The organism is Enterobacter sp. UPMP2060 (genome assembly GCF_053709655.1).
The window spans coordinates 123,444-141,179 of sequence record NZ_JBSKJQ010000007.1 but is presented as its reverse complement, the minus strand read 5'-3'; the positions used below and the strand labels follow the sequence as shown (position 1 = coordinate 141,179).

At 58.3% G+C, this 17,736-nt stretch carries 10 protein-coding genes; 2 read left to right on the top strand and 8 right to left on the bottom strand.

The features are described 5' to 3' along the window. Positions 1 to 19 precede the first annotated feature (19 nt). Positions 20 to 1,438 carry a glutamate synthase small subunit gene (gene gltD / locus ACWKXN_RS15555; RefSeq protein ID WP_248235321.1) on the bottom strand — a complete coding sequence of 473 codons (1,419 nt, stop codon included), beginning with the start codon at positions 1,436 to 1,438 and terminating at the stop codon, positions 20 to 22. 9 nt (positions 1,439 to 1,447) lie between these two features. Beyond that, positions 1,448 to 5,908 (bottom strand): glutamate synthase large subunit, encoded by a 4,461-nt coding sequence (gene gltB, locus ACWKXN_RS15550; RefSeq protein ID WP_048981173.1) that lies wholly within the window; start codon positions 5,906 to 5,908, stop codon positions 1,448 to 1,450. Positions 5,909 to 6,595: 687 nt separating this feature from the next. On the opposite strand from gltB, the gene ACWKXN_RS15545 reads away from it, so the two are divergent. Further along, positions 6,596 to 7,537: a TIGR01212 family radical SAM protein gene (locus tag ACWKXN_RS15545; RefSeq protein WP_454543997.1), complete on the top strand. Its 942-nt coding sequence runs from the start codon at positions 6,596 to 6,598 to the stop codon at positions 7,535 to 7,537. On the opposite strand, the gene ACWKXN_RS15540 is transcribed toward ACWKXN_RS15545, so the two are convergent. Next, positions 7,517 to 9,019 carry a helicase HerA-like C-terminal domain-containing protein gene (locus tag ACWKXN_RS15540; protein ID WP_023309371.1) on the bottom strand — a complete coding sequence of 501 codons (1,503 nt, stop codon included), beginning with the start codon at positions 9,017 to 9,019 and terminating at the stop codon, positions 7,517 to 7,519. The two genes, ACWKXN_RS15545 and ACWKXN_RS15540, sit on opposite strands and share 21 nt — an antisense overlap. A 138-nt stretch (positions 9,020 to 9,157) precedes the next feature. Here ACWKXN_RS15540 and ACWKXN_RS15535 point away from each other — a divergent pair, with 138 nt between their 5' ends. After that, the gene (locus ACWKXN_RS15535; protein WP_454543996.1) at positions 9,158 to 10,804 is read left to right on the top strand and encodes a dihydroxyacetone kinase subunit DhaK; all 1,647 of its coding nucleotides are present in this window, start codon (positions 9,158 to 9,160) and stop codon (positions 10,802 to 10,804) included. 92 nt (positions 10,805 to 10,896) lie between these two features. On the opposite strand, the gene ahr is transcribed toward ACWKXN_RS15535, so the two are convergent. The 5 genes from ahr to pepA all read right to left on the bottom strand — a co-directional run bounded on the left by ahr (position 10,897) and on the right by pepA (position 17,523). Beyond that, positions 10,897 to 11,916 carry an NADPH-dependent aldehyde reductase Ahr gene (ahr, locus tag ACWKXN_RS15530; protein WP_033146757.1) on the bottom strand — a complete coding sequence of 340 codons (1,020 nt, stop codon included), beginning with the start codon at positions 11,914 to 11,916 and terminating at the stop codon, positions 10,897 to 10,899. A gap of 83 nt (positions 11,917 to 11,999) precedes the next feature. Continuing rightward, the gene (locus ACWKXN_RS15525; RefSeq protein WP_064673374.1) at positions 12,000 to 12,503 is read right to left on the bottom strand and encodes a GNAT family N-acetyltransferase; all 504 of its coding nucleotides are present in this window, start codon (positions 12,501 to 12,503) and stop codon (positions 12,000 to 12,002) included. Positions 12,504 to 12,626: 123 nt separating this feature from the next. Next, a complete protein-coding gene (locus ACWKXN_RS15520) occupies positions 12,627 to 15,482 on the bottom strand; it encodes a valine--tRNA ligase (RefSeq protein WP_454543995.1) in 2,856 nt (951 codons plus the stop codon). Continuing rightward, positions 15,482 to 15,925 carry a DNA polymerase III subunit chi gene (gene holC, locus ACWKXN_RS15515; protein ID WP_008502815.1) on the bottom strand — a complete coding sequence of 148 codons (444 nt, stop codon included), beginning with the start codon at positions 15,923 to 15,925 and terminating at the stop codon, positions 15,482 to 15,484. Before holC ends, ACWKXN_RS15520 begins: the two co-directional genes overlap by 1 nt. A gap of 86 nt (positions 15,926 to 16,011) precedes the next feature. Next, positions 16,012 to 17,523, bottom strand: coding sequence for a leucyl aminopeptidase (gene pepA, locus ACWKXN_RS15510; protein WP_023309366.1), 1,512 nt, complete (start codon positions 17,521 to 17,523; stop codon positions 16,012 to 16,014). Between the last annotated feature and the right edge of the window lie 213 nt (positions 17,524 to 17,736).

Genomic DNA, 17,736 nt, shown 5'->3' with positions numbered 1-17,736 from the left:
CCAATCGGGCCTGTTTTTTTTACACTTCCAGGTAGTTCAGGATCCCGTCAGCCGCTTTACGGCCTTCGGCAATCGCCGTTACCACCAGGTCAGAACCGCGAACGATATCGCCACCGGCGAAGATTTTCGGGTTGCTGGTCTGGAATGCGTTGTCGCTGCCTTCTGGCGCAATCACGCGGCCCTGCGAATCCAGCTCAACGCTGTGCTTCGCCAGCCATTCCATGCTGTGAGGACGGAAACCGAACGCCATCACCACGGCATCGGCCGGGATCACGTGCTCAGAACCGGCGACGATCTCGGCGCGACGACGGCCTTTCGCATCCGGTGCGCCCATCTCAGTGCGCGCCATCTTCACGCCGCTCACTTTACCGTTGGCATTCACTTCAATACCCAGAGGCTGGATGTTGAACTGGAACTCCACGCCCTCTTCACGCGCGTTTTTCACTTCGCGTTTGGAGCCCGGCATGTTCTCTTCGTCACGACGGTAGGCGCAGATCACGTGTGCCGCATTCTGACGAATGGAGGTACGCACGCAGTCCATCGCGGTATCACCGCCGCCCAGCACCACCACGCGTTTGCCTTCCATGCTGACGAACGGCTCATCGGCGGTCTCGCCGTAGCCCATTAGCTGTTTGGTATTCGCAATCAGGAACGGCAGCGCGTCGTACACGCCTGGCGCATCTTCGTTCTCCAGACCACCGCGCATGGACTGATAAGTGCCTACGCCCAGGAACACGGCGTCGTAATCTTTCAGCAGGTCGTCGAGCTGCACGTCGCGGCCCACTTCCACGTTCAGTTTGAACTCAATGCCCATGCCGGTGAAGATTTCGCGGCGGCGGGTCATCACCTCTTTCTCCAGCTTGAAGGCCGGGATACCGAAGGTCAGCAGGCCGCCAATCTCCGGGTGGCGATCAAAGACCACCGCCTTCACGCCGTTACGGGTCAGCACGTCCGCACAGGCCAGGCCCGCCGGGCCCGCGCCGATGATGGCCACGCGCTTGTCGGTTTGCTTCACGCCGGTCATATCCGGACGCCAGCCCATCTCGAAGGCTTTATCGTTGATATAGCGCTCGATGTTGCCGATTGTCACCGCGCCGAACTCGTCGTTCAGCGTACAGGAACCTTCGCACAGACGGTCCTGAGGACACACGCGGCCGCACACTTCCGGCAGGGTGTTGGTCTGGTGAGACAGCTCGGCGGCTTCAAAAATACGTCCTTCGTTAGCCAGCTTCAGCCAGTTCGGGATGTAGTTATGTACCGGACATTTCCATTCGCAGTAAGGGTTCCCGCAGGACAGGCAGCGGTCTGCCTGTGCCTTGGCCTGGCCTTCTGAAAACGGCTCGTAGATTTCAACAAATTCAATTTTGCGGATCTTCAGCGGTTTCTTTGGCGGATCAACACGCTGCAGGTCGATAAACTGGTATACGTTCTGGCTCATCTGAATTCCTTACTGCGCCTGCACGCGCAGCTCTGCTGCGCTACGACTACGGTGACCCAACAGGGCTTTAACATCGCTGGACTTCGGCTTAACCAGCGCGAATTTCGCAGAGAACGCCGGCCAGTTCGCCAGGATCTCTTCGCCGCGCGAAGAACCGGTATGCTGCACGTGTTCGGTAATCAAACCGCGCAGGTGTTCTTCATGGATAGCCAGCGTATCAACGTCCAGCACTTCCACCAGCTCCGGGTTCACGCGTTTGCGGAACTCACCGTCTTCATCCAGGACATACGCAAAACCGCCCGTCATGCCCGCGCCGAAGTTCACGCCGGTTTTACCCAGAACGCAAACAATCCCGCCCGTCATGTATTCACAACCGTTATCGCCAATGCCTTCCACCACGGTGATAGCACCGGAGTTACGCACCGCAAAACGCTCGCCCGCACGGCCTGCTGCAAACAGACGACCGCCGGTCGCGCCGTACAGGCAGGTGTTACCGATGATGCTGGCTTCATGGCTGCGGAAGGCTGAGCCAACCGGAGGACGCACCGCCAGCAGACCGCCCGCCATGCCTTTACCGACGTAGTCGTTGGCATCGCCGGTCAGATACAGCTCAACGCCGCCTGCGTTCCATACGCCGAAGCTCTGACCCGCGGTACCGCTGAAGTGCGCGGTAATCGGATCCGCTGCCAGCCCCTGGTCACCGTGCGTTTGCGCGATGTAGCCGGAAAGGGAGGCGCCCACGGAGCGGTCGGTGTTGCGGATATCAAACCAGAACGTTTTGCTCTGCTTGTCGTCCACGTACGGTTTCGCCTGCTGCAACAGCTGCGCGTTCAGCACACCGTTATCGAACGGCGGGTTGTTCTCGGTGCAGTAGACCGCTTTGCCAGGGTGCGGCTGCGCGGTTTCCAGCAGCTTAGACAGCTCCAGCTTCTGCTGCTTCGCGGTGAAGCCTTCCAGCTCTTTCAGCAGGTCAGTGCGGCCAATCAGGTCCACCAGACGCTTCACGCCCAGCTGCGCCATCAGCTCGCGGGTTTCGCGGGCGATGAACTCAAAGTAGTTGGTCACTTTGAACGGCAGCCCGTGATAGTGGTTCTTACGCAGCTTCTCGTCCTGGGTAGCAACGCCGGTTGCGCAGTTGTTCAGGTGGCAAATACGCAGGTATTTACAGCCGAGCGCAACCATTGGGCCGGTACCGAAGCCGAAGCTTTCCGCGCCGAGGATCGCCGCTTTGATGATGTCGAGGCCGGTTTTCAGGCCACCGTCCACCTGCAGACGGATCTTGTGACGCAGGCCGTTCGCCACCAGCGCCTGCTGGGTTTCCACCAGGCCAAGCTCCCACGGACAGCCCGCATATTTCACGGAGGAGAGCGGGCTGGCGCCGGTACCGCCGTCATAGCCGGCGATGGTGATGAGGTCCGCATAGGCTTTCGCCACGCCGGTCGCGATGGTGCCGACGCCCGGTTCGGAAACCAGCTTCACGGAGATCATCGCCTTCGGGTTGACCTGCTTCAGGTCGAAAATCAGCTGCGCTAAGTCCTCGATAGAGTAGATATCGTGGTGCGGCGGCGGGGAGATCAGCGTCACGCCCGGCACGGAATAGCGCAGTTTGGCGATGTACGGGGTAACTTTATCACCCGGCAGCTGGCCGCCTTCGCCCGGTTTAGCACCCTGAGCGACTTTAATCTGGATCACGTCGGCGTTGACCAGGTACGCAGGCGTCACGCCAAAGCGACCGGATGCCACCTGCTTGATACGGGACACTTTGTTGGTGCCGTAACGCGCCGGATCTTCACCGCCTTCGCCGGAGTTGGAGTTGCCGCCGATGCTGTTCATGGCTTCCGCCAGCGCTTCGTGGGCTTCCGGGCTCAGCGCGCCGATGGACATCGCTGCGGTGTCGAAGCGTTTGAACAGTTCCGATGCAGGCTCAACGTCGTCAATGCTGACCGCTTCATCACCCGGATTCAGGGCAATGAGGTCGCGGAGCGTTGCCGCCGGGCGGTTGTTTACCAGCTCAGCGTACTGCTGGTAATCGCTGTATTCACCGCTCTGAACCGCCTGCTGCAGCGTGCGCACCACGTCCGGGTTGTAGGCATGATACTCGCCGCCGTGAACGTATTTCAGCAGACCGCCCTGATCCAGCGGCTTACGTGCCAACCAGGCGCGTTTGGACAGGTTCACCAGATCCTGCTGGAAGTCAGCAAAACCGGCGCCGCCGATGCGGCTGACCACGCCCTGGAAGCAGAGGTTGGCGACCTCGTCATGCAGGCCGACCGCTTCAAACAGCTTCGAACAGCGGTAGGAGGCAATGGTCGAGATGCCCATTTTGGACATGATCTTGTACAGACCTTTGTTGATGCCGTTACGGTAGTTCAGCATCACCGCGCGGTAATCTTTGTCGATCGCGCGGGTATCCACCAGGCGTGCCAATGTTTCGTAGGCCAGGTACGGGTAGATCGCCGTCGCGCCAAAGCCTAACAGCACGGCAAAGTGGTGCGGGTCGCGGGCGCTGGCGGTTTCCACAATGATGTTGGCGTCGCAGCGCAGGCTCTTGTCGACCAGACGCGTCTGGATAGCGCCCACCGCCATCGGGGCAGGCACCGGCAGACGGTTTTTCGCAATATTGCGGTCGGACAGCACCAGCAGAACGGTACCGTTACGCACCATCTGTTCGGCTTTGTCACACAGCGCATTCACCGTCTCTTCGAGGCTCGCTTCGGTCACGTCGAAGGTAATATCGAGCGTGTCGGCGCGGTAGTGCTCCTCTTTCATGGTGGTGAGCTGTTTGAAATCGGAGTACAGCAGGATCGGCGATTTAAAGGTCAGACGGTGCGCCTGGCCTTCGGCCTCGCAGAAGACGTTCATCTCGCGACCGATGCTGGTGGCCAGCGACATCACGTGCGCTTCGCGCAGCGGGTCGATCGGCGGGTTGGTCACCTGCGCGAACTGCTGGCGGAAGTAGTCGTAAATGATGCGCGGCTGGCTGGAGAGTACGGCAAACGGGGTGTCATCACCCATGGAGCCGACCGCTTCCTGGCCGTTTTCACCGAGCACGCGAATCACTGAGTCCAGCTCTTCCGCGCTGTAGTTAAACTGTTTCTGGAAGCTTGCAAGCGTATCGTCGTCCAGTTCGCGGCGACCCACTTCTTCATCCGATAAATCTTCGAACGGCACGAGGCGACGGACGTTCTTCTCCATCCACTCTTTGTACGGATGGCGGCTTTTCAGATCGTGATCGGTTTCGGCAGAGTGCAGAATGCGCCCACCGCGGGTGTCGATCACCATCAGCTCGCCCGGACCGACGCGGCCTTTCTCGACCACTTCGTCAGGCTGGTAATCCCAGATACCGACCTCAGAGGCGCAGGTGATGAGCTTGTCTTTGGTGATGACGTAGCGCGCCGGACGCAGACCGTTACGGTCCAGGTTACAGGCGGCAAAGCGGCCGTCGGACATGACGATGCCCGCCGGGCCGTCCCACGGCTCCATGTGCATGGAGTTAAAGTCGAAGAACGCGCGCAGCTCAGGGTCCATATCCGGGTTGTTCTGCCAGGCCGGTGGCACGAGCAGACGCATGGCGCGCACAATGTCCATCCCGCCCGCCAGCAGCAGTTCCAGCATGTTATCCATGGAGCTGGAGTCAGAGCCGGTTTCGTTCACGAACGGCGCGGCATCGTGCAGGTCAGGGATCAGCGGCGTCTGGAATTTATAGGTACGTGCGCGGGCCCACTGGCGGTTACCGGTGATGGTGTTGATCTCGCCGTTGTGCGCCAGGTAGCGGAACGGCTGAGCCAGCGGCCAGCGCGGAACGGTGTTGGTGGAGAAGCGCTGGTGGAACAGGCAAATGGCCGATTCCAGACGCAGGTCCGCCAGGTCCAGGTAGAAGCGCGGCAGGTCAGCCGGCATACACAGACCCTTATAGATGTTCACCAGGTTAGAGAGGCTACAGACGTAGAATTCTTTATCGTCCTGGAGACGTTTTTCAATGCGGCGGCGGGCGATAAACAGACGGCGTTCCATATCACGCGGACGCCAGCCCGCAGGCGCGTTGACGAAAATTTGTTCAATACGAGGCAGCGAGGAGAGGGCGATTTCACCGAGCACCCCTTCGTTGGTTGGCACATTGCGCCAGCCGACAATCGACAGGGTTTCACGCTGAAGTTCTTCTTCGACGATGCGGCGTGAGGCGGCAGCCTTTTCAGGATCCTGGTTCAGGAACAGCATGCCGACAGCGTAGTTTTTGGCTAAACGCCAGCCGCGCTCTTCCGCCACGATGCGGAAGAAACGATCCGGTTTTTGCAGCAGCAGGCCGCAACCGTCGCCCGTTTTACCATCGGCAAGAATAGCGCCACGGTGCTGCATTCGGGCCAGTGCGTGAATAGCAGTACGCACTACCTTGTGGCTAGGTTCGCCTTCTATGTGGGCGATCAGGCCGAAACCACAGTTATCCTTCTCAAGGGATTTATCGTACAACATATCAGTGAACCTCCCCAGGCTCGTCGGGCTTCCCACTGAACTTTACCGTGGCGCACAGGCACAGAAAGAGCATGGCGACGGGGTTTGCGTTTCATACGCGGACCTCGCATTCGCCCTCTTTTTCATCCTTTCGCGCAGGTAAACAAGTTTGAGGACTTGCTTCAGAGGGAATCTCAATTACTGCATAAATATGATGAGCAGGCCGCTCATCCAGAAAGCTTCCAGCGGATTTCCAACTTATCGGGAATTGGTACACAGGTCAAATGGCAATCTTATTTATACAAAAATGTGCTAAAGAGAGTTTATGTATTTGAAATTAAATAGTATTTAACTATTTTTACATTGATTGCATGCCCTGCCAGGACGCAGCGGAGTGTGATCTGACTCACTATATGAAAGCGGTATTATCAATGTAGCGTGCTGAATAGCAGTTTTATAGCAGAATAATAATCTGGCATTGGCTGCAAACCCGCATAAACCCACTGTTTTTCAGTGTTGGCGCTATAAATGAAAAAAACAATCAGAACATAAGGAAAAGTAATCACGAATGGCGTGAATGAAATTGCAGTAATCCTGAGTATTTATTCATATAGATAAAGGCCGTCCAGGGCGATTGATCCAGGTCATCGCCGACAGAGGCTAAAAGTGGCAGGCTTGTCCCCTTTCTCCGGGACGGTCTATCAGATTATGCAGTTACAGAAATTAGTCAATATGTTTGGTGGGGATCTTTTGCAGCGGTACGGGCAAAAGGTTCATAAGCTGACGCTGCACGGCGGGTTTAGCTGCCCGAATCGCGATGGCACCATCGGGCGCGGCGGCTGCACCTTCTGTAACGTTGCGTCCTTTGCTGACGAAGCCCAGCAGCATAAATCTATCGCTGAACAGCTTGCCCATCAGGCGAGCCTGGTGAACCGCGCGAAGCAATATCTGGCCTATTTTCAGGCCTACACCAGCACGTGGGCGGAGGTGCAGGTGCTGCGCTCTATGTATCAGCAGGCCGTCAGCCAGGCTAACATCGTTGGGCTGTGCGTGGGCACGCGCCCGGACTGCGTACCGGACGCGGTGCTGGACCTGCTCAGCGAGTACAAAGAACAAGGCTACGAGATCTGGCTGGAGCTGGGCTTGCAGACCGCGCATGACAAAACCCTGCACCGTATTAACCGTGGCCATGATTTCGCCTGCTACCAGCGCACCACGCGCCTGGCCCGCGAGCGCGGGCTGAAGGTCTGCTCGCATCTGATTGTCGGCTTGCCGGGTGAAGGGCAGCAGCACGGCCTTGAAACGCTGGAAAAGGTGGTTGAGACCGGCGTGGACGGCATTAAGCTGCACCCGCTGCATATCGTTACGGGAAGCATTATGGCGAAAGCCTGGGAAGCCGGGCGGTTAAACGGTATTGAGCTTGAAGACTATACGGTGACGGCGGGGGAGATGATTCGGCACACCCCGCCGGAAATCGTCTACCACCGCATCTCGGCCAGCGCCCGCCGTCCAACGCTTCTGGCACCGCTATGGTGTGAGAACCGCTGGACGGGGATGGTGGGAATCGACCGCTATCTGCAGGAGAACGGCGTGCAGGGTTCGGCGCTTGGCCGCCCGTGGGTTCCCCGTCTACCGGCGACGGCCGCCTAATAAACTTCCCAGCATGCCGCGCACTATCTGATTGGTGACCTGTCGCGCCGCGCTTTTCGCCATGGTTTGTACCACGCCGTCGCGCTTGCCGCCGCGCGGCCCGGTGCTGCCGAACAGGATGTCTTTGAGCCCCCCGAGAATACCGTCATCCACGGCGACAGACTGCCCTTTAGCGGCAGGCGCATCCTGGGATTCGGTTGTCGCCTGCACCCCTTTTTGCAGCATCTCGAACGCAGACTCGCGATCCACCTCGTCTTCGTACTTCCCGTAAACCGGAGAGTGGTTAATCAGGCCGTTGCGTTCATCGTCGGTAACCGGCCCCATGCGCGAGCAGGGGGCAATCACCATGGCGCGTTCTACCACGGACGGGCTGCCCTTAGCATCCAGGAATGAGATCAGCGCTTCACCGGTGCCTAACGCCTGAATCGCCGCTTCGGTATCAAAGGCAGGATTGGCGCGCATGGTCTGCGCGGCGGCTTTCACCGCTTTCTGATCCTTCGGCGTAAAGGCGCGCAGGGCGTGCTGCACGCGGTTACCGAGCTGGCCGAGCACGTTATCCGGGATATCCGACGGGTTTTGTGAAACAAACCAGACGCCAACGCCTTTGGAGCGGATCAGGCGAATGACCTGTTCAATCTTATCCAGCAATACCTGCGGCGCGTCGTTAAACAGCAGGTGCGCTTCGTCGAAGAAGAAGACCAGCTTCGGTTTTTCCAGATCGCCCGCTTCGGGTAACTGTTCGTACAGTTCGGAGAGCATCCACAGCAGGCTGGCGGCGTAGAGCTTTGGCATCTGGTAGAGCTTCTCGGAGCTCAGAATGTTGATGATGCCTTTGCCGCTGCTGTCGGTGCGCATCCAGTCTTTGATATCCAGCATCGGCTCGCCGAAGAAGTGCTCGGCGCCCTGTTGCTCCAGCGTCAGTAACCCGCGCTGAATGGCACCCACCGAGGCGCTGCTGATATTGCCGTACTGGTTCTGGAAGGATTTGGCGTTATCGCCGATGTACTGCGTAATGGCGCGCAGATCTTTGAAATCAAGCAGCAGCAGTCCCTGATCGTCGGCGATGCGGAAGATAATATTCAGCACGCCGGACTGCACGTCGTTGAGGTTAAGCAAGCGGGCCAGCAGCAGCGGGCCGAGATCGGAGACGGTGGCGCGCACCGGGTGGCCTTTCTCACCAAAGATATCCCACACTACTACCGGATTGTTATGCGGCGTCCAGTCCGTAATGCCAATATTCTTCAGCCGTTCGAGCAGTTTTTCAGAGGCCGTTCCTTCCTGAGCCACACCGGTTAAATCGCCTTTCACGTCAGCCATAAAGACCGGTACGCCAATCTCCGAAAGCGACTCCGCCAGCTTTTGCAGGGTGACGGTTTTCCCCGTCCCGGTCGCTCCGGTGATCAGACCGTGGCGGTTCGCCATCGCGGGCAGTAAATACAGCTCTTTTTCCAGCGTCCTGGCAATTAACAATGGTGTACTCATGATGCGCTTCCTCTCTTTGTCCTGGGGGGAGTATAGGCAATCTGGCCGCAATTTGGCTGAGTAAATTGCTGACTTTGCGGCGCATTATCCAGCGCGGACTATGCTTTTGCATACGGTTCACAAAAATAGTGGGAAACGATGTCCAGATTCTTCTATAACGATCGCAAACAGCTGGTCAACGATGCCATTGAAGGCATACTGCTTTCTGCGCCACACGCAAATCTCGTCAAACTTGATATCGATCCGGCCATCAGGATCGTCGCACGCGGCGACTGGGACAAAAGCCGCGTGGCGGTGATCTCCGGCGGCGGCTCAGGCCACGAACCCGCGCACGCCGGGTTTGTTGGCAAAGGGATGCTGACGGCGGCAGTGTGTGGCGATCTGTTTGCCTCGCCGAGCGTGGATGCGGTGCTGAACGCCATTGTGGCGGTCACGGGCGATCGCGGCTGTCTGCTGATCGTCAAAAACTACACCGGCGATCGCCTGAACTTTGGTCTGGCGGCAGAAAAGGCCAAACGCTACGGCCTGAAGGTGGAGATGGCGATCGTGGCGGACGATATCGCGCTGCCGGATAACAAACAGCCGCGCGGTATTGCCGGTACGGCACTGGTGCACAAGATTGCGGGCTATGCGGCGGAGCACGGTAAATCGCTAAGCGAGGTGCGGGATATTGCGCAACAGGCCTGCGATAACCTCTGGAGCCTGGGCGTTGCGATGCAAACGTGCAACCTGCCGGGCAGCGACGAGGAAGAGGGGCGCATTAAGCAGGGCCATGTCGAGCTGGGGCTGGGCATTCACGGCGAGCCCGGTGCTTCCGTCGTGGATACGCAGAACAGTAAAGCCATTATCGACACGCTGGTGACGCCGTTACGCGCGCAGGCGGGAGAAGGGCGGTTTGCGGTATTGATTAACAATCTCGGCGGCGTATCGGCGCTGGAGATGGCGCTGCTGACCAAAGAGCTGGCGCATTCGGCGCTGAAAGAGGAGATCGCGTACCTGATAGGCCCCGCGCCGCTGGTGAGCGCGCTGGACATGAAGGGCTTTTCGCTCACGCTGCTGAAGCTCAATGACTTCTTTGAAAAGGCGATTCACGCCGAGGTCGAAACGCTGGGCTGGCAGAAGCCCGTGGCGTTTGCGCCACTGCGCACCGTGGCGCATACCGCCATTCACGATCGCGTGGAATACACCCCGTCGGACAATCTGCGGGTGGGCGAGTATGTCTCCTCGGTGACGAAAACGCTGCTCCAGCTGGAAAACCGACTGAACGCGCTGGATGCCAAAGTGGGCGACGGCGATACCGGCTCCACTTTTGCGCAAGGGGCGCGGGATATTGCGCAGCGTCTGGAGGATCGCAAGCTCCCGCTTGATAACGTATCGACGCTGCTGTTGCTGGTGGGCGAGCGGCTGGCGACGGTGATGGGCGGATCGAGCGGGGTGCTGATGTCGATCTTCTTCACCGCGGCCGGGCAAAAGCTTCACGATGGTCAGCCGCTGCCCGAGGCATTGCTCAGCGGGCTGGCGCAGATGAAGCAGTACGGTGGGGCAGATCTCGGCGATCGTACCCTGATCGACGCGCTGCAACCGGCGCTTGAAGCATTGAAGAATGGCGATCTTCAGGCAGCGGCGAAGGCAGCACAGCACGGTGCCGAAGCAACGGCGAAAATGGCGAAAGCCGGTGCGGGGCGCTCGTCGTATGTGAATAAAGAGAATCTGGATGGGGTAATGGATCCCGGTGCGGTTGCGGTGGCTGAGGTGTTTAAGGCCATGGTAGATGCAAAACGGTAACGACCGTTACCGTTTTTAGTGTGTGCGCCCTCTCCCTGTGGGAGAGGGTTGGGGTGAGGGCATCAGGCCGCACATTCCCCGCCTATGTCACATCAAAAATCCGCTTTCAACACCACGCGGTAGCGGGCTTTGCCGTCACGCACGTGCTGGATCGCTTCGTTGATTTTCGACATCGGATACAGTTCGGTGGTCGGCGCCACTTTGGTGCGTCCGGCAAACTTCATCAGCTTGCGCAACTCAAACGGCGTACCGGTCGCGGAGCCTGACACGCTGCGATCCCCGCCGATCAGGGTAAACGCCGGAACCGGCAGCGGCTTCATCACGGCACCTACGGTGTGGAAGTTACCGCCGTAGGCCAGCGCCTCAAAGTACGGCTGCCAGTTGAGATCGACGTTAACGGTGTTGATGATCAGGTCAAACTGCCCAGCCAGCGCGTTCAGCGCGTCAGGATCGCGGCTGTTCACCACTTTATCCGCACCCATCGCCAGCACTTCTTTCTCTTTCGCCGGGTTCGAGCTGAACGCCGTGACTTCACAGCCCATCGCATGCAGCAGCTTGATGGCGATATGCCCCAGGCCGCCAATACCAATGACGCCCACGCGGCTGGTGGCGGTGATGTGGTGCATCAGCAGGGGTTTGAAGACGGTGATACCGCCGCACAGCAGCGGCCCGGCGGATTCGATATCAATGCTGTCCGGCAGCGGGATCACCCATTGCCAGTCGGCGCGCAGTTTGTCGGCAAAACCGCCCTTGTTCAGAATAGTGGGAACGGCGCCCTCGAGGCAGTTGATCTGATTCCCGCTGATACAGGCGTCGCAGTGACCACAGCTGCGTGCCGTCCAGCCAATGCCCACGCGTTGGCCTACCTTCAGCCCTTTGTCCTGTGCGGCGCTACCGAGCGCCACGACGCGGCCAATGACTTCGTGCCCGGCAACCAGCGGATAGCTCGAGAAGCCCCATTCGTTGTCGATCATCGAGAGATCCGAGTGGCAGATCCCGCAGTAATCAACCTGTACTTCGACGTCTTCTGCTTTTAGTTCGCCCGCATCGTACTCGTACAGCTCAAGTTCTGCACCCGCCTGCGGTGCGGCGTAGCTTTTTATCTTCGACATCGTGTTTCCCCCGTTGTGGTGTGAACTGAGAGTGTAGAGCATTCAGTTTACAGCCGCTTAACAGAAGAGGGCAGGAACGAAAGTTACAGACTTTTCAGCATCCTGACTTCGCAATCAACGTGGCCGGTACAGCCCAGCGGCGCATCGATATGCTCAAAGCCCAGATGTTCATACAGGCCGATGGCCTCTTTGAGGAAAGCGGTGGTTTCCAGGTAGCAGCGGGTAAAACCCTGCTTGCGCGCGTGGTCCAGCGCCATCAGCGCCAGCTTTTTCGCCAGCCCTTGCCCGCGCGCCGTTGGCAGAAAATACATTTTCTGCAGCTCACAGATATCCGGCTCGCTGCAGCTGAGGGGCGCCACGCCGCCGCCGCCCACCACCAGGCCGTTCTGCTCGATTACCCAGTAGGCATGCCCTGGCTGGCTGTAGAGCTGGTAAAGCTCGTCCAGGTTCGGGTCGGCAACCGTGTAGCCTTTGTCAGCCGTCAGGCCATATTCGGCAGAAACGGTGCGGATAACGGCGGCGATTGCCGGGTTATCCTGCTCAGCGATCCGGCGCATCGTCGTCGCGACGGGGGTAATCACGCTCATAGCATTACTCATTACAAAAATTGACACATAACTGCTGTTAATAGCACCGCAGAAAGGGGAGTGCAAGCGAGGAGTTTTCAGGAAGGATACCCCTTACGCCCTGAAGCGTAAGGGGTAAAAGCATTACAGGGCTGCGATAACCGCCTGCTGCTCGATCAGCTTGGTCTTCGCATCTGCGAAGGCAACCAGACGCTCACGCTCTTTCGCGATGACCGCTTCCGGCGCGCGGGCGACAAAGCCTTCGTTCGCCAGCTTGCTTTCGATTTTGCCAATTTCCACGTCGACTTTTGCCACTTCTTTCGCCAGACGAGCCAGCTCGGCGTCTTTGTCGATCAGGCCCGCCATTGGGATCAACAGCTCGGCGCCGTCGATGATTTTGGTCACGGAAACCGGACCTTTGTCATCCGCAGGCAGCACGGTGATGCTTTCCAGACGCGCCATGGTTTTCAGGAAGGTGTTGTTCTCGGTGACGCGACGAACGGCCGCCTCGCTGCAGCCACGCAGCAGCAGCTCCAGCGGTTTGCCTGGGGCGATGTTCATTTCAGCACGGATGTTACGTACCGCAACGATCGCCTGTTTCAGCCACTCGGTATCCGCGGACGCCGCTTCATCAACCTTGGCCGCATCGAATTCCGGGAACGGCTGCAGCATGATGGTATCGGCGTTGATGCCTGCAATCACCTTCACGCGCTGCCAGATGGTTTCGGTGATGAATGGAATGACCGGATGCGCCAGGCGCAGCAGACCTTCCAGAACGGTAATCAGCGTATTGCGCGTGCCGCGCAGCTCCGCCTCAGTGCCGCCGTTCATCACCGGCTTCGCCAGCTCCAGATACCAGTCGCAGAACTGGTTCCAGGTGAATTCATACAGGATGCCCGCCGCGATATCGAAGCGGTAGCTGTCCAGCGCCTCGCGGAACGCTTTCACCGTCTGGTTGAATTCCGCCAGGATCCAGCGGTCTGCCAGAGACAGCGTCATCTCGCCGCCGTTGAAGCCGCAATCCTGATCTTCGGTATTCATCAGCACGAAGCGGCTGGCGTTCCACAGTTTGTTACAGAAGTTACGGTAACCTTCCAGACGCTTCATGTCCCAGTTGATGTCACGACCGGTTGAGGCCAGTGCCGCCAGGGTGAAGCGCAGGGCGTCGGTACCGTGAGACTCGATCCCGTTCGGGAACTGCTTCTCGGTGCGCTTGCGGATTTTCTCAGCCAGCTGCGGCTGCATCATGTTGCCGGTACGTTTTTCCAGCAGATCTTCCAGAGAGATACCGTCAACCATGTCCAGCGGGTCAATAACGTTACCCTTGGACTTGGACATTTTCTGGCCTTCGTCGTCGCGGATCAGACCGGTCATGTAGACGGTATGGAACGGAACCTGCGGCTTGCCGTCTTCGTCTTTGATGAAGTGCATGGTCATCATGATCATGCGGGCAATCCAGAAGAAGATAATGTCGAAGCCGGACACCATCACGCTGGTTGGGTGGAACTGACGCAGCGCGTCGGTGTTTTCTGGCCAGCCGAGGGTGGAGAAGGTCCACAGCGCGGAGGAGAACCAGGTGTCCAGCACGTCTTCGTCCTGACGCAGCGCAACGTCCGCGCTCAGGTTGTTTTCCTGACGCACTTCGTCTTCGCTACGGCCAACGTAAACGTTGCCTTCGTTGTCGTACCACGCCGGAATACGGTGACCCCACCACAGCTGACGGGAGATACACCAGTCCTGAATGTCACGCATCCAGGAGAAGTACATGTTTTCGTACTGCTTCGGCACGAACTGAATGCTGCCGTTTTCAACCGCTTCGACAGCCGGTTTCGCCAGCACGTCGGCACGCACGTACCACTGGTCGGTCAGCATTGGCTCGATAACCACGCCGCCACGGTCGCCGTACGGCACGGTCAGATCGTGAGGTTTGATCTCTTCCAGCAGGCCGAGCGCGTCAACGGCAGCCACGATGGCTTTACGCGCGGCAAAACGCTCCAGCTTCTGGAACTCAGCCGGGATGTCGCTGGAGTAAACGTCGGATTCGTTGCCTTTGGTATCGTACACTTCTGCGCTTTCGCGGATATCACCGTCGAAGGTCAGAATGTTGATCATCGGCAGGGCGTGACGACGACCAACTTCATAGTCGTTGAAGTCGTGCGCCGGGGTGATTTTTACGCAGCCGGTGCCTTTTTCCATGTCGGCGTGTTCGTCGCCCACAATCGGAATACGGCGGTTTACCAGCGGCAGCACCACGAATTTGCCGATCAGATCTTTATAACGCGGATCTTCCGGGTTAACGGCCACGCCGGTATCGCCCAGCAGGGTTTCCGGACGGGTCGTTGCGACCACCATGTAATCTTTACCGTCTGCGGTTTTTGCGCCATCGGCCAGCGGATAGCGGATGTGCCACATGGAGCCTTTAGACTCGCGGTTTTCCACTTCCAGATCAGAGATGGCGGTGCGCAGTTTCGGATCCCAGTTTACCAGGCGTTTGCCGCGGTAAATCAGGTCTTCTTTGTACAGGCGGACGAAGACTTCTTTAACGGCGTTGGACAGGCCTTCGTCCATGGTGAAGCGCTCGCGCTCCCAGTCCACAGAGTTGCCGAGACGGCGCATCTGACGGGTAATGGTGCCGCCGGATTCCGCCTTCCACTGCCAGATTTTGTCGATGAACGCGTCGCGACCGTAGTCGTGGCGGGTTTTTCCTTCTTCAGCGGCAATTTTACGCTCAACCACCATCTGGGTCGCGATACCCGCGTGGTCAGTCCCCGCCTGCCACAGGGTGTTTTTACCCTGCATGCGCTGGTAGCGGATCATGGTGTCCATGATGGTCTGCTGGAAAGCATGACCCATATGCAAACTGCCGGTGACGTTCGGCGGCGGGATCATGATGCAGAAGGACTCTTTGCTTTCGTCGCCGTTAGGCTTGAAATAGCCCTGCTGTTCCCAGTGCTCGTAAAGCGGCTGTTCGATATCGCGTGGGTTATATGTCTTTTCCATTATTTCCAGGTTGCCGTATTCAGGTTAAAACCAGCCAGGCGGTACGCTTTATAGCGTTCGCGCGCCAGTTGTTTCAAAGATTCTTCGTAAGGGACAAAGTCTACCACTTCTGTGAAAGCGGTGGCAAAATCTGCAAAATCTATCCGCAGGCTAATCAGAATATCGCGCGCGCTGCTGTTGCGCTTTTGCGGCCAGGCAATTTCAACCGGTGCTCCACCGCGCGGGCCTTCGCCCGACAGGTTGTGCGGCACAAAACTCTCCGGCGGGCGCGCCCACAGCGCTTCATCCAGGCGAATCGCCTGCTGTTCATCTTCACAGGCAATCAGAACGCGTTTACCTGCGCGCCAACGTTCTGCGGCAATTTCACACACCAGCTGTTCTACGGCGCTGAGGCCATCCTGATGGGTGTCGTTGTCCAGAAGGTAGAACGTTGCATTCTTCATATATGGGGCTTCTTGTGCTCACTTTAAATGCTTAAGCCGGGTGGCGGCTTCGCCTTACCCGGCCTACGGTTTACTGCCGTTTTGACTTACTCGTCGCCGTTAAAACCTGCGCGGTTCAGCAGGAACTGCGACAGCAGCGCCACTGGACGGCCGGTTGCGCCTTTGGCTTTACCGGAGCGCCATGCGGTGCCCGCGATATCCAGGTGTGCCCAGTTGTACTTGCGGGTGAAGCGTGCCAGGAAGCAGCCCGCGGTGATCGCCCCGCCAGGACGTCCGCCAATGTTCGCCATATCCGCAAAGTTAGACTCCAGCTGATCCTGATACTCGTCACCCAGCGGCAGACGCCATGCGCGGTCCCCGGCCTGCTCTGAGGCACCAATAAGCTCGTGCGCCAGCGGGTTGTGGTTCGACATCAGGCCGGTGATGTGGTGACCCAGCGCAATCACGCAGGCACCGGTGAGGGTGGCGACGTCAATCACCGCTTCCGGCTCGAAGCGCTCAACGTAGGTCAGCACGTCACACAGCACCAGACGCCCTTCGGCGTCGGTGTTCAGCACTTCAACGGTCTGGCCGGACATGGTGGTCAGAACGTCACCCGGACGATAGGCGCGCCCGCCAGGCATGTTTTCGCAGCCCGCCAGTACGCCGATCACGTTGATAGGCAACTGCAGTTCCGCGACCATGCGCATCACGCCGTAAACCGCCGCCGCACCGCACATGTCGTACTTCATCTCATCCATGCCTTCGGCAGGCTTGATGGAGATACCGCCGGAATCGAAGGTCAGGCCTTTACCGACGAGCACAATCGGGCGCGCGTCTTCGGACGGATTGCCTTTGTACTCGATGACGGACATCAGGGATTCGTTCTGCGAGCCGTTACCGACCGCCAGGTAAGAGTGCATCCCCAGCTCTTTCATCTGCTGTTCGCCGATGACGCGGGTAATGACGTTTTTGCTGTAGGCGTCGGCCAGCTGACGCGCCTGAGAGGCCAGGTACGCCGCGTTACAGATGTTAGGCGGCATGTTGCCGAGATCTTTGGCCGCTTTAATGCCGGCCGCGATCGCCAGACCGTGCTGGATCGCGCGTTCGCCGCTGGTCAGCTCGCGACGGGTTGGCACGTTAAAGACCATTTTACGCAGAGGACGACGCGGCTCGCTTTTATTGGTCTTCAGCTGATCGAAGCTGTACAGGCTCTCTTTTGCCGTTTCAACCGCCTGACGCACTTTCCAGTAGGTGTTACGCCCTTTAACGTGCAGCTCCGTCAGGAAGCAGACGGCTTCCATTGAGCCAGTATCATTCAGCGTATTGATTGTTTTCTGAATTACCTGCTTATACTGACGTTCATCCAGCTCGCGTTCTTTGCCGCAGCCAATCAGCAGAATACGTTCTGACAGTACGTTCGGAACATGGTGCAGTAACAGCGTCTGCCCAGGTTTGCCTTCCAGTTCGCCACGGCGCAGCAGGGCGCTAATATAGCCGTCACTGATTTTATCGAGTTGCTCGGCGATCGGGGAGAGTCGGCGTGGTTCAAAGACGCCCACAACGATGCAGGCACTCCGCTGTTTCTCCGGGCTACCGCTTTTTACACTGAACTCCATGCACTACGCTCCTGAATCTTAAAGACAACGGCGGCAGCTACGGATAGAATTGAAACCTTTCGTAACTCATGTCCGCTGTTGTGGTGACTTCGTGTTAATCTTACGTTACTACGGTTTCGACACGTCAGAAAAAGTCCTGAAGCGTGAATCCGCCGGATGTTTTAATCTTAGCGATGATTTCGACGACTCAAGAGAATAAATGACGTTTAAGCC